The 12,385-nt window shown below is 61.0% G+C and carries 10 protein-coding genes; 6 read left to right on the forward strand and 4 right to left on the reverse strand.

Annotated elements, in window-relative coordinates:
- Positions 1-75 precede the first annotated feature (75 nt).
- Together ACS5RD_RS17570 and argE are read right to left on the reverse strand one after the other, a co-directional pair.
- Complete coding sequence (locus ACS5RD_RS17570; protein ID WP_489928454.1) at positions 76-1,419, reverse strand: NAD(P)/FAD-dependent oxidoreductase; 1,344 nt, start codon at positions 1,417-1,419, stop codon at positions 76-78.
- A complete protein-coding gene (gene argE, locus ACS5RD_RS17575) occupies positions 1,419-2,576 on the reverse strand; it encodes an acetylornithine deacetylase (protein ID WP_489928455.1) in 1,158 nt (385 codons plus the stop codon). Before argE ends, ACS5RD_RS17570 begins: the two co-directional genes overlap by 1 nt.
- A 228-nt stretch (positions 2,577-2,804) precedes the next feature.
- On the opposite strand from argE, the gene ACS5RD_RS17580 reads away from it, so the two are divergent.
- The 6 genes from ACS5RD_RS17580 (at position 2,805) to ACS5RD_RS17605 (ending at position 9,528) form a co-directional block, all read left to right on the forward strand.
- The gene (locus ACS5RD_RS17580) at positions 2,805-3,830 is read left to right on the forward strand and encodes an ABC transporter ATP-binding protein (protein ID WP_489928456.1); all 1,026 of its coding nucleotides are present in this window, start codon (positions 2,805-2,807) and stop codon (positions 3,828-3,830) included.
- On the forward strand, positions 3,823-4,869 hold the full coding sequence (locus ACS5RD_RS17585; protein ID WP_489928457.1) for an ABC transporter ATP-binding protein: 1,047 nt from the start codon (positions 3,823-3,825) through the stop codon (positions 4,867-4,869). The genes ACS5RD_RS17580 and ACS5RD_RS17585 overlap by 8 nt, the downstream gene beginning before the upstream one ends.
- Complete coding sequence (locus ACS5RD_RS17590; RefSeq protein WP_054004593.1) at positions 4,866-6,566, forward strand: peptide ABC transporter substrate-binding protein; 1,701 nt, start codon at positions 4,866-4,868, stop codon at positions 6,564-6,566. The genes ACS5RD_RS17585 and ACS5RD_RS17590 overlap by 4 nt, the downstream gene beginning before the upstream one ends.
- Before the next feature lie 105 nt (positions 6,567-6,671).
- Positions 6,672-7,679, forward strand: coding sequence for an ABC transporter permease (locus tag ACS5RD_RS17595; protein ID WP_054004594.1), 1,008 nt, complete (start codon positions 6,672-6,674; stop codon positions 7,677-7,679).
- Positions 7,672-8,583, forward strand: coding sequence for an ABC transporter permease (locus ACS5RD_RS17600; protein WP_054004595.1), 912 nt, complete (start codon positions 7,672-7,674; stop codon positions 8,581-8,583). Before ACS5RD_RS17595 ends, ACS5RD_RS17600 begins: the two co-directional genes overlap by 8 nt.
- A gap of 6 nt (positions 8,584-8,589) precedes the next feature.
- Positions 8,590-9,528, forward strand: a complete 939-nt coding sequence (locus ACS5RD_RS17605) for an asparaginase (RefSeq protein WP_489928458.1) — start codon at positions 8,590-8,592, stop codon at positions 9,526-9,528.
- On the opposite strand, the gene ACS5RD_RS17610 is transcribed toward ACS5RD_RS17605, so the two are convergent.
- Together ACS5RD_RS17610 and ACS5RD_RS17615 are read right to left on the reverse strand one after the other, a co-directional pair.
- Positions 9,509-10,783: a DUF3422 family protein gene (locus ACS5RD_RS17610; RefSeq protein WP_489928459.1), complete on the reverse strand. Its 1,275-nt coding sequence runs from the start codon at positions 10,781-10,783 to the stop codon at positions 9,509-9,511. The two genes, ACS5RD_RS17605 and ACS5RD_RS17610, sit on opposite strands and share 20 nt — an antisense overlap.
- A gap of 168 nt (positions 10,784-10,951) precedes the next feature.
- Positions 10,952-12,385, reverse strand: coding sequence for an NAD(P)(+) transhydrogenase (Re/Si-specific) subunit beta (locus tag ACS5RD_RS17615; protein ID WP_489928460.1), 1,434 nt, complete (start codon positions 12,383-12,385; stop codon positions 10,952-10,954).

The following is a 12,385-nucleotide window of genomic DNA, read 5'->3' on the forward strand; positions in this document are numbered from 1 at the left end:
ATGTGAAATGCTAAGCCATTCATCTTGGCTTAAATATCCCCTGCGGAGCGTTCTACGCGTAAACCAGCGCGGTGCTTACAAACTCGGCCCCGGCGCGATCTTGCTGCCGTCCGAGAATCGCGTCAGCCGGAAGCGCGTCAGATCGTGCACCTCGGTCTTGCCTGCCACCAGATCGGCCACCACCCGCCCCATGCCGGGGCCGATGCCAAAGCCGTGGCCGCTCATCCCTGTGGCGATCACAAGGCCGGGGATCGCCGCCACCCGATCGATGACGGGGACCACGTCGGGCATAGTGTCGATCATCCCAGCCCAGACGGCTTTCAGTTTCGGGCGACCCAATTCCGGCAGCGCTTTGGCGAAATTGTCCTGCACATCCGACAGGGCTTTCATATTCGGGCTTGGGTTCAACACGCGGAGACGTTCAAACGGTGATACCTGATCGGCCTGCCATTTGCGCCTTGTTCCCCAAGCGTCCGGGTAATCTTTCGGCGCCGCCGGGCGAAATTTGGTCGAGGTGAAATCTTTTTTCAAAACAGGAATATAGGCCCACATATGCCGGAAAGCATCCGGGCCGTTGAAGAAATCATGGCTGGCCCCCGGTGCAATCGTATAGCCGCCATCCAAACGGCGGCGGAAGGCAAAGCGATCATCCGCCACGTCACCGGCATAGACCTCGGGCATCGCTTCAGTCGCGGCCACGCTTGCCAGCACCGCCAGTTGCGGAATGGTCACGCCCTCGGCGCGCAGGAACAGCGACGACCACGCGCCGCCCGCCACCACCACCTGATCGCAGGCGATGCGGCCCTTTTCGGTATAGACCCCAGTGATGCGGCCCCCGGCCCGATCCAACCGCCGCACCGCACAACCTTCGATCAGTACCGCGCCGCGCGCCACGGCACCTTCCGCCAGCATTGGCACCGCCACCCAAGGCTCGGCCCGCGCATCGGAGGGCGTCAACAAGCCGCCAACCCATGGCGCTTCGGCACCTTTGATCGCCGCTTGCACCTGCCCCGGCGTCTGCATCATGGTGTCCAGACCGTGGGCTTTGGCATGAATAAGCCAATCGGCAAAACCCTGCATTTCGGCCTCGGATCGGGCGAGGTACATCACCCCTTCCTGTCGAAACCCCAAGCCCGCGCCGAACTCTTGCGACAGGGATTTCCAGATCCGCAGCGATTCGATCATGATCGGCAACTCGCCCAGATCGCGGCCTTGCTGCCTGATCCAACCCCAGTTGCGGCTGCTTTGCTCGCCGGCAATCCGGCCCTTTTCGCAGAGTACAACCTTCAATCCGGCCTCGGCCAGATGCCACGCCGTCATGACGCCAATCACACCACCGCCCAGCACCACCACATCGCAGGCGGCAGGTAACGCACTGGTAAAGCGTGGTTTATTGGCCTCGGAAATCGGAAATCGCATCAGGCGAGTTCCTTCAACAGGCCCTGCATAAAGCGCAATCCGGCGTCCCATTCCGACAATTCCAGATATTCATCGACCTGATGCGCTTGCGCGATATCGCCGGGGCCGCAGACCACCGCCGAATAGCCCGCCTCTTGGAATTGCCCGGCCTCGGTGCCGTAAGATACCACGCCAGTGCTGTTATCACCCGTGAGTTGCCGCACCAGATGTTCGGCAGCGCCGTCGATTTCAGGTTTCAACCCCGGCACGCCGAAAAACTTTTCCAGATGCACGCCAGCTTCAGGCCGCACGGCTTTCAGCGCTGCGTCCAAGCGGGCGGCTTCGGTCTCAAACTCAGCCGCCAACGCGTCAATATCCTCACCGGGAACCACCCGCATCTCGACGGCAAATGTGCAATCGCCAGCCGTGATGTTATGCGCGGTGCCGCCTGCAATCATGCCGACATGCAACGTGGTGAACGGCGGATAGAAGGTCGCAGCTACGGCGGAGGCCGGGCGGGCCTGAATTTCAGCGTTCTTGGCGTTGACCCAAGCGATCAGCCGCGCGCCCTCCATAATCGCCGAGACGCCGTAAGGCAGCAGCGAGCTATGCACCTCAAACCCCTTCACATGCACATGATAGCCGGTGCCGCCCTTGTGGCCGTGGATCAGCTTCATGCCGGAAGGCTCGCCGATCACCGCAGCTGAGGCTTGCGGCAACACCGCCTGCATCGCGGCGATCATCGGCGGAGCACCTGTGCAGCCGAGTTCCTCGTCATAAGACAGCGCCAGTTGCAAAGGACGGCTGACCCCTTGCTTTTGCGCGCGCACCAAAGCCCAGACCGATTGCGCCACATAGCCCTTCATGTCGCAGGTGCCGCGCCCGTAAAGCCGCCCGTCGCGTTCCGTCACCACCCAAGGGTCCGACGACCACGCCTGACCATCCACCGGAACCACATCGGAATGGCCCGACAGTACCACGCCGCCCGCTTCCCACGGCCCGACATGCGCGAACAAGGCGGCTTTCGTGCGATCTTCATTCCAATGCCGATGCGAGGCGATGTCATGGCTGGCGAGATAGCCTTCCAGCCAATCAATCAGATCGAGATTGCTGCCGCGACTCACCGTCGGGAAGCCGACGAGGTGGTCCAGCACTTGACGCGGCGTCAGTTCGATCATTTCTAGCCCCCATATGTTGTGGGCGAACGTGGCCTTGGCCACCGCCCCTGTCAATCCCAGCAAAATGCCGCCCCAACACTACAAATCGCCGGAAAAACAATCTGTATCGCGGCGAAAATTCAGGATTGATAGCTAAGGCGAAATCGTCAAGACTTGGCGTTACAACCGGAGGGGCATCGACCTACTTCGGACAAAAACAAAGAATAACAACGACCTGGGGAGTTACATATGCCCGATAGGGCCGCGCCCGTCCTTGATGTGAAGGGGCTGAAAACCGTATTCCGCACCCGTGGAGGCGAGATTCACGCCGTCAATGATGTCAGCTTCCATTTGGAACGCGGTGAACTTTTGGGCGTTGTCGGCGAAAGTGGTTCTGGCAAGTCGGTGACCATGATGTCGCTGATCGGTTTGCTGCCCTCGCCGCCCGCAGAAATCCGCTCAGGCTCGGTGATGTTGGGCGATCTTGATCTGCTAAAGATCACGCCGGAGCAGTTGCGCAATGTGCGCGGCGACAAGGTTGGCTTTATCTTTCAAGACCCGATGACCAGCCTGAACCCGGTGTTCAACATCGGCTTTCAGATTGCCGAACCCCTGCGCCGCCACATGGGGATGAACAAAGCGCAGGCCAAGGCGCGGGCGGTGGAGCTGCTGGAACTGGTTGGCATCCCTGATGCCGCCAAGCGCTTGGGCGATTATCCGCATCAGTTTTCCGGCGGCATGCGGCAGCGGGTGATGATTGCGATTGCGTTGGCCTGTGATCCTGATGTGTTGATCGCGGATGAGCCGACCACCGCGCTGGATGTAACGATTCAGGCGCAGATCCTTGAATTGGTGAAGGAGTTGCGAGTTAAACTCGGCATGGCGATCATCTGGATCACCCACGATCTGGGGGTGATTGCCGCCATCGCTGATCGGGTAATGGTGATGTATGGCGGGCAGATCGTCGAACAAGCCCCGGTGAAAGACCTGTTCGCCAATCCGCAGCACCCCTATACGCGGGCGCTTTTGAAAACCATTCCCTCGCTGACCGGGGTGCGCGAAAAGCGGTTGCAGGTGATCGAGGGCCAGCCGCCGATCATGACCACCGCCCCCAGTGCCTGCGCTTTCCGTGCGCGTTGCACCCATGCGTTTGACCGCTGCGAGGTGGAAAACCCCAAGCGCCACGGCATTGATCGGCTGCCCTTGGGCCAAGGCCATGATGTCGCCTGCCATTGGGTCGCAGCCCCCGTCCCAGCGGAGACTGCCCATGTTTGATGCCGCCACCGCACCGCTGGTTCAGGTTGACGGGCTGAAGATGTATTTCCCGATCTATTCCGGCATCCTGCGCCGCCATACCGGCAATGTGAAAGCCGTGGATGGGGTGTCGTTCGACATCCAAACCGGGGAGACCCTCGGTCTGGTGGGCGAATCCGGCTGCGGCAAATCCACCGTAGGCCGCGCGCTGTTGCGGCTCTATGAACCCACGGCGGGCGCTGTGGTGATTGAGGGCGAGGATATTGCCAAGCTTACGCCGGAAGCTTTGCGTCGCAAACGCCCGACGATGCAGATGGTGTTTCAAGACCCGCAGGCCAGCCTGAATCCAAGGATGACTTTGGCCGACATTATCTCGGAACCCTTGATCGAGCATACCAACTGGAACGCCGACCGCCGCCTTGAGCGGGTTTATGAGTTGATGGATGCGGTTGGTCTGAACCGCCGCTTTGCCAACCGCTTCCCGCATGAATTCTCGGGCGGTCAGCGTCAGCGCATCGGCATCGCCCGCGCTCTCGCCTTGAACCCGAAATTCATCGTCTGCGATGAACCTATCGCGGCGCTGGACGTTTCCATTCAGGCGCAAGTGGTCAACCTGCTGGAAGACCTGCAAGAAAAGCTGGGGCTGACCTATCTGTTCATCAGCCACGACCTTTCCATGGTCCGCCATATCGCCGACCGCGTGGCGGTGATGTATCTGGGCCGGATTGCCGAACTTAGCCCTCGCGATGCTTTGTTCGCCAAGCCGCTGCACCCCTATGCCGAGGCTTTGCTGTCAGCGGTGAATGAACCTGATCCTTCGCTGGCCCGCCGTCCCCGCATTATCCTCAAAGGTGATGTGCCCTCGCCAGCTCGGCCCCCGAAAGGCTGCAACTTTTCCACCCGTTGCCCAAAAGCCTTCGCGCGTTGCCACGAAGAAAAACCCGAATTGCAAGAGGTTGAACCGGGCCGCCACGTCGCCTGCTTCCTCTACGCCAGCCAAACCGGATCAACCGGAACACTTGAGGCCAAAGAGCACATTCAACAAGGAGAGTATAAATGAAGCTGAAAACAGCCCTTCTCGGGGCGGCCTGCGCGCTGTCTTTCGCGCCCGCCGCTTTCGCAGATCGTGGCACCGATGGCGAGGTGAAGTTCACCTTCCCGCAGGCGGTCTCGATCATGAACCCCTTCCTGTCCTCGGGCACCAAGGACGTCTATGCCGCGTCCCTCGTGCTGGAACCGCTGGCGGGCTTTGACGCCGATGGCGTTATCATCCCGAAACTTGTCACCGAAATCCCAACACTGGAAAACGGCGGCATCTCGGCCGATCTGACCAGCATCACTTGGAAGCTGCTGCCCGATCTGAAATGGTCGGATGGCTCGCCCGTCACCGCCGATGACGCCGTGTTCACCGCCGCTTATTGCATGGACCCGGCAGGCGGCTGCGCGCAGCTTTCCAAGTTCGACGGCGTGGCGAAGGTAGAGGCTGTCGATGCCTCGACCGTGAAAGTCACCTTCACCGGGCCAAAACCGAACCCCTACACCGCTTTCGTGGGCGCGCTGTCGCCGATCCTGCAAAAGGCACAATTCGCGGCTTGCCAAGGTGCTGCTGCCCCGACCTGCACCGATCCGAACAACATGCCCATCGGCACTGGCCCGTTCAAAGTCACCGGCTTTACCGTCAATGACACCGTGACCTTGGCGATGAACGAAAACTACCGCGATCCGGCGAAACCCGCGTTTGCCTCGGCTGTGATCAAAGGCGGCGGCGATGCTGAAGGTTCGGCACGCGCCGTGATGGAAACCGGCGAGTTCGACTACGCCTGGAACACCCAAATTCCGCCCGACAGCCAAGCCTCGATGACCGCCGCTGGTAAAGGTGAGTTCGTGGTGGCCTTCGGCACGCTGGTCGAGCGCATCGAGATGAACATGACCGACCCCGATCCGGCATTGCCGGAGGGCGAGCGTGCGACCGCAAAGCACCCCCACCCGATCCTGTCTGATATCAAGGTGCGCACCGCTTTGTCGAAAGCCATCGACCGTCAGATCCTGTCGGATGTCGGCTATGGCGCAGGCGGCAAGCCGACCTGCAACGTGGTCCCCGCGCCGGATGCTTGGGCCTCGGACAACACCGGCTGCATCGCGCAAGACATGGAAGGCGCGAAGAAACTGCTGGATGAGGCAGGCTGGGTTCCCGGTGCCGATGGCATCCGTGAGAAAGACGGCAAGAAGCTGCACATCCTCTATCAATCCACCGTCAACCCGATTCGCCAAGACTTCCAAGCCTTGGTCAAAGACTGGTGGACCGAGCTGGGTGTGGATGTTGAGCTGAAAGCCATCGACCCGTCGGTGTTCTTCGGCGGTGATGCGGGCTCGCCCGACACGTTCCAGAAGTTCTATGCCGATGTTGAGATGTATGCCAACAACTCGGACGGCACCGATCCGGAAACCTATCTCTCGCAATACCAATGCGTGAACGCGCCTTCGCCTGAGAACCAATGGCAGGGTGAGAACATGAACCGCTACTGTGACCCGGCCTATGATGCCAAGGTCAAGGTTCTGACCACCACGGTTGATGTGGCCGAGCGTCAGAAAATCGCCAAGGAACTCAACGACATGGTGACGAAAGACTCGATGACCGTGATCCCGTTGGTGCACCGCGGCACCTTGTCGGCCCATTCCAACACCCTTGGCGGCGTGAAAATCAACGCTTGGGATTCGGAAATGTGGAACGTCGCAGACTGGTTCCGCGTGAAGTAAATGCCTTTTGGCGGGGCCAGTGATTGGCCCCGCCACCTTGGTGCATTTGCTGCAAACTTCTCTGCTCACCCCTCCCCTAAGATCTGACCAAAGGCGTCGCCGCGTATGCTCACCTTCACGCTCCGCAGGTTATTACTGGCCATCCCGACGCTTTTCGTCATCTCTTTGGTGATCTTTCTGCTGGTCGATCTCGCCCCCGGCTCGCCGATGTCGGAAATCCCGCTGACCGTCCCGCCCGACGTGCGCCGCAAAATGATTGAGGCGTTGGGCGCCGATCAGCCCGTGTTCGTGCGCTATGTGCTGTGGCTGCGGCAGTTCTTTTGGGTGGAACCTGCCACTTTGTTCGACGGTTGGTTCGGCACCAACTGGGCGGGCGGTGAGCAACGCATCCTGTCGTGGCAATCGCGCGCGCCGGTGTTCACCATCATCGGCCAGCGCATCCCGCAGACCCTGACCGTGATCGGCACCGCTTATCTTGTCGGCATTCTGATCGCTCTGCCGATCGGCATCTATTCTGCCTACCGTCAATATTCGCTGTTCGACCAGTTGGGCACGCTGTTCGCGATGATTGGCTTTTCGGTGCCGACGTTCTTTTCCGGCACCCTGATCATCATCATCTTCGCCGTCACTTTGGGTTGGTTTCCGACCAAGTATGACACCAACCTGCATGTCACTGACTGGGCGAGTTTCGTCAAGCAACTGCAACAAATGGCGATGCCGGTGATGACTTTGGGTCTGGCGAATGCCGCCGTGATCAGCCGCTATATGCGATCATCTATGCTCGACAATATGGGGATGGATTACGTCCGCACTGCGCGGGCCAAGGGCATGTCTGAACGCGTCGTGGTGCTGAAACATGTGCTGCGCAACTCTATGATCCCGGTGGTCACGGTGATCGCTTTGGGCATCCCCTCGATTTTCGGCGGCGCGATTATCACCGAAAACCTATTCGGCGTGAACGGCATCGGCGCCGCGCTGATCGGCGCGATCCATGCCTCTGACCTGCCAATGGTGCAAACCCTCGCCTTCATCTTCGCCGTGCTGATCGTCAGCTTCAACCTGATTGCCGATGTGCTTTACGGCTTGCTCGACCCAAGGATTCGCTATGACTGAGGTGATCACCGCCATCGAGAAACCCGAAAGTGCGCTGCGCGCGATCTGGCACCAATTTCGCACCCACAAGGGCGCGGTGTTCGGCCTTATCGTGCTGTCCTTGCTGATCATCGCCGTGGTGATCGGCCCCTACCTGTGGCACCCCGAGAAGCTGACCGTGGTTGAGGCGCTGAAATCCAAGAACAAGGGCCCCAGCCTGCGCTTCCCGCTTGGCACCGATCAGTTAGGCCGCGACATGCTGCAAAGGATGATTGCAGCGGGCAAAGTTTCGTTGGCCGTGGGCTTTGTCGCCATGATGATCGCCATCATTTTCGGCACCTTGATCGGCGTGCTGGCAGGCTACTACCGCCGCTTGGACGGGCCGCTGATGCGGCTGACCGATATGTTCCTCGCTCTGCCCTTGGTGCCGCTGCTGCTGGTGATCATGATGCTGTTCCGCGACCGCACCGCGAGCATCCTTGGCCCGGAACTCGGCGCGTTTACCCTGATCGTGTTCGCCATCGGCATCACCTCATGGATGCAAGCCGCCCGCATCGTGCGCGGCGAGGTGTTGGCGCTGAAGGAACGCGAATATGTCCTCGCCGCGCGCTCCATCGGTTCGGCTTCAAGACGCATCATCACAAGGCACATCCTGCCCAACGTCGTCTCGCCGGTGATGGTCGCCGCCACCTTGGGCATTGCTGAGGCAATCATCACCGAATCCGTACTGTCCTTCCTTGGCCTCGGCTTCCCGCCAGATTTCCCAACATGGGGCCGGTTGCTGTTCGATGGGCTCAGCTACATGCAGGTCTACCCCGAGCGGGTGATCTGGCCCGGCCTTGCGATCTCGTTGACGGTGCTCTCGGTGAACTATATCGGAGACGGATTGCGCGACGCTTTGGACCCGCGCATCCGGGGGCGCTGATATTCTATGAAGTTACTGTTGATCCACACTGGCGGCACCATTGGCATGGTGGCGACGCCGACAGGTTTCGCCCCCGCTGAAGGCGTGATTGAGGCCGCCTTGGCCGATCTGGGCGCAAGCCATGTCACGCTGCTGCCCTTGCTGCCGCTGATTGATTCTTCGCAAGCGACGCCCGCCGATTGGAACCGCATCGCGGCAGAGATCTTCGACAATCACAATGATTACAACGGCTTCATCGTCACCCATGGCACGGATACGCTTGCTTTCACCGCAAGTGCGCTCTGCTTTGCGCTGGCAGGCCTGAAGCGTCCGGTGATCCTGACCGGGGCGATGCGCCCGCTGACGGTGGAGAAATCGGACGGGGTGCAAAACCTGTCAGACGCGCTGAAAGCCGCCGAAACCGCCCCGCCCGGCATCTGGGTGCAGTTCTCAGGCCAACTGCTGCACGGCGCGAGGGTCCGCAAAGCCCATAGCTCTGCGCTGGATGCTTTCACCGCCAGCCGCAGCGCGGTCCCGCCGCTGCAACCCGGGAAAACCCCCAGCTTCACCGCCTACAAGCCCGCCGAGACCGGCATTCTCAGCATGGCCCCCGGCCAGTCCGAAGCGTACCTCGCTCATGCCCTAACCACCCTCGATGCCGTGGTGCTGCGGGTGTTCGGCGCGGGCACCATTCCCGAAACCCCCGCCCTGCGCGCAGGCCTACTCGCCGCGCAAGCCCGCAACACGCCCGTAATCGCAATCAGCCAATCCCCCAAGGGCGGCATCGCTTTGGGCACCTATGCCGCTGGAAATCTGCTGCTGGAGGCGGGTGTGATCGACGGCCGCGATATGACCCCCGAGGCCGCCTATACCAAACTTGCACATGTGCTGAGCCTGCCTGCAGACCAGCGCCAAGCCGCCCTCGCCCGCACGCTCTGCGGTGAGGTCAGTGCATCCCGGCCTTGATCCGCCGGAGCGCGCCCCAAACCGCCAGCACCACCAAGGGCGTCAGCACCGCCATCGCCACGCCCTTGGACACCCCCAAACCCTCGATCAGCGGATAGGCGACATAACCCGCCAAAGACACTGCGTAATAGCTGATCGCCACCACGCTCAATCCCTCAACGGTATGCTGCAAGCGCAGGGCCAGATCCGCGCGCCTATCCATGCTTTCCAGCAGCTTCTGGTTCTGCGCCGAACGCTCGACATCGACCCGCGTGCGCAGCAATTCCGCCGCCCGTTGCGCCCGCTCGGCCATCGAGCCCAGCCGCGCCTCGGCAGATTTCACCGTCCGCATCGCCGGATCATAGCGCCGCATCATGAACTCGCCAAAGGTTTGCCGTCCCTGCACGCGCTCCTCACGCAGGGCCGAAATCCGCTGGTTCACAATCGCCTCATAGGCCCCGGTCGCGCCGAACCGGAAGCTATGCTGCACCGCCAGAGACTCCAATTCCGCCGAAATCGCCAGCAATTCATGCAAAGCCGCTTCCGCAGGCCGCGACACCCCGTCCAAGCCTGAAACCAAAGCTGACAGCCGTGGATCCAAAGCGTTCAGCCGCCCCGTCAGCCCGCGCGCCCGCATCAGCCCCAGCATCGACATGGCGCGATAGGTCTCAACCTCGCACAAACGCTGCACAATCCGGCCAATCCGCCGCGCACCCGCCTCGGGGCGCACGAATACCGCAAACCGCATATTCCCCGCCGGATCAATCCGAAAATCCCCGGCAATCAGGGCCGCACCATCCACCACCCGCGCCACCGCAAGGCTTTCGGGCACAAACCATTCCTCTAACTTGGCGAGCATGGCGGCCTCGTCCTCCATTATCTCCACCCGGATCAGCACCGCCGCCACCCGCTTGCCGGGGGCCGCCTCAACCCAATCCTCAGGAAAAACCTCCATCTCGGCAGGGTCAAACGCCCGCGCCGACAGCACTGGCGTGAAGGCGGAATAGGTGACGAACTCGGTATGGCTCTCCCATTTCACATCCGCCCGCCCCAAAGGCCCCGAGAAATGCGTCGCATCGGGCTGCGGATGCGCCGATCCATTGCGGTCCAGCAGGGCGAGCAAATGCGCGCGGTCTGCCCCCCGGTCGCGGTTTTGCGCCTCAACGGGTTCCTTGATCGCGATATAGGCCGCCACGCAGGGCGCAGCCAATGCCGGGAAAGGACGCGCGTGCAACTCGTTGACCAAAGCATAGCGCAGGGGGTGATCGGTCGTCATAGTTAAACCTTACGTCAGTAGAGGTGACCCATTTGGGCGCGTCGGCGCCGCGAGGGCCAGCATTTTCGCAGAATACCGGGGTATGCACCCACGCTGTTGCAGAAAAGCAAAACCCCGGCACAAAGGCCGGGGCTTCATGGGTAGGGTGCATGCTTGCACGCACCTTGCTCAATCAATCATCGGCAACAACGCGTCCAACGACTTCTTCGCATCACCATAGAACATCCGGGTGTTCTCTTTATAGAACAATGGGTTCTCGATCCCCGAATAGCCGGTGCCTTGGCCCCGCTTGCTGACAAACACCTGCTTTGCCTTCCAGCATTCCAACACCGGCATCCCGGCGATGGGGCTATTGGGATCTTCCTGCGCCGCCGGGTTAACGATGTCATTCGAGCCAATCACGATCGCCACATCCGTCGTCGGGAAATCCTCGTTGATCTCGTCCATCTCCATGACGATATCGTAAGGCACCTTCGCTTCGGCCAAGAGCACGTTCATATGCCCCGGCAAACGCCCCGCAACCGGGTGAATGGCAAAGCGCACGGTCTTGCCCGCCGCCCGCAGCTTCCGCGTCAACTCGCTGACCGATTGCTGCGCCTGCGCCACCGCCATGCCGTACCCCGGAATGATGATGATGCTGTCCGCATCGTTCAAAGCCGCCGCAACCCCTTCGGCATCAATCGCCACCTGTTCGCCGGTGACTTCCATCGCCGGGCCCGTGGTGCCGCCAAAGCCGCCCAAGATCACCGAAATGAACGAACGGTTCATCGCCTTGCACATGATGTAGCTCAGGATCGCACCCGAGGAACCCACCAAGGCCCCCACCACGATCAGCAAATCGTTCGACAGCGAGAACCCAATCGCCGCCGCCGCCCAGCCGGAATAGCTGTTCAGCATCGACACCACGACCGGCATATCCGCGCCGCCGATGCCCATGATCAAATGATAGCCGATGAACAGCGCAGCCACGGTCATGCCCAGCAGCGCAAAAGTCGATCCGGTTTGCAGGTAAACCACCAGCAGCACCAGCGAGACAATCGCCGCCGTGGCGTTCAGCAGATGCCCGCCCGGCAGCTTTTTCGCCTTGCCATCGACCTTGCCCGCCAGCTTGCCAAAGGCCACCACCGAGCCGGTAAAGGTCACCGCCCCGATGAACACGCCCAAGAACGTTTCCACCCGCAGGATCGACACCTCGACCCCGGATTTATGCGCGATGACCGCCGCAAAACCATCCAGCAACGCCCGTGCAGCCTCATCCAAGCCACCAACCCGCACCATCTCGATATGGGTGTTATAGCCGATGAACACCGCAGCCAAACCAACCAGCGAGTGCATCGCGGCGACCAACTGCGGCATCTCGGTCATCTGCACGCGCTGCGCGACAACCCAGCCAATAGCCCCCCCCGCGGCGATCATAACCAATGAGATCAGCCAGTTACTCGCACCCGGCCCGTACAACGTCGCCGCAACCGCCAGCGCCATGCCGACAATGCCATACCAAACCGCGCGCTTCGCACTTTCCTGCCCCGACAACCCGCCGAGCGATTGAATGAACAAAACGGCTGCGACCACATAGGCCGCCGTGGTGAATCCATATTCCAT

The sequence above is a fragment of the Cypionkella sp. PAMC25878 genome (assembly GCF_058135695.1).

Bases quoted from the DNA above. Each gene is read 5' to 3' on its own strand.
- ACS5RD_RS17570 (WP_489928454.1), bottom strand. From the start codon at position 1,419: ATGCGATTTCCGATTTCCGAGGCCAATAAACCACGCTTTACCAGTGCG.
- argE (WP_489928455.1), bottom strand. From the start codon at position 2,576: ATGATCGAACTGACGCCGCGTCAAGTGCTGGACCACCTCGTCGGCTTC.
- ACS5RD_RS17580 (WP_489928456.1), top strand. From the start codon at position 2,805: ATGCCCGATAGGGCCGCGCCCGTCCTTGATGTGAAGGGGCTGAAAACC.
- ACS5RD_RS17585 (WP_489928457.1), top strand. From the start codon at position 3,823: ATGTTTGATGCCGCCACCGCACCGCTGGTTCAGGTTGACGGGCTGAAG.
- ACS5RD_RS17590 (WP_054004593.1), top strand. From the start codon at position 4,866: ATGAAGCTGAAAACAGCCCTTCTCGGGGCGGCCTGCGCGCTGTCTTTC.
- ACS5RD_RS17595 (WP_054004594.1), top strand. From the start codon at position 6,672: ATGCTCACCTTCACGCTCCGCAGGTTATTACTGGCCATCCCGACGCTT.
- ACS5RD_RS17600 (WP_054004595.1), top strand. From the start codon at position 7,672: ATGACTGAGGTGATCACCGCCATCGAGAAACCCGAAAGTGCGCTGCGC.
- ACS5RD_RS17605 (WP_489928458.1), top strand. From the start codon at position 8,590: ATGAAGTTACTGTTGATCCACACTGGCGGCACCATTGGCATGGTGGCG.
- ACS5RD_RS17610 (WP_489928459.1), bottom strand. From the start codon at position 10,783: ATGACGACCGATCACCCCCTGCGCTATGCTTTGGTCAACGAGTTGCAC.
- ACS5RD_RS17615 (WP_489928460.1), bottom strand. From the start codon at position 12,385: ATGGAATATGGATTCACCACGGCGGCCTATGTGGTCGCAGCCGTTTTG.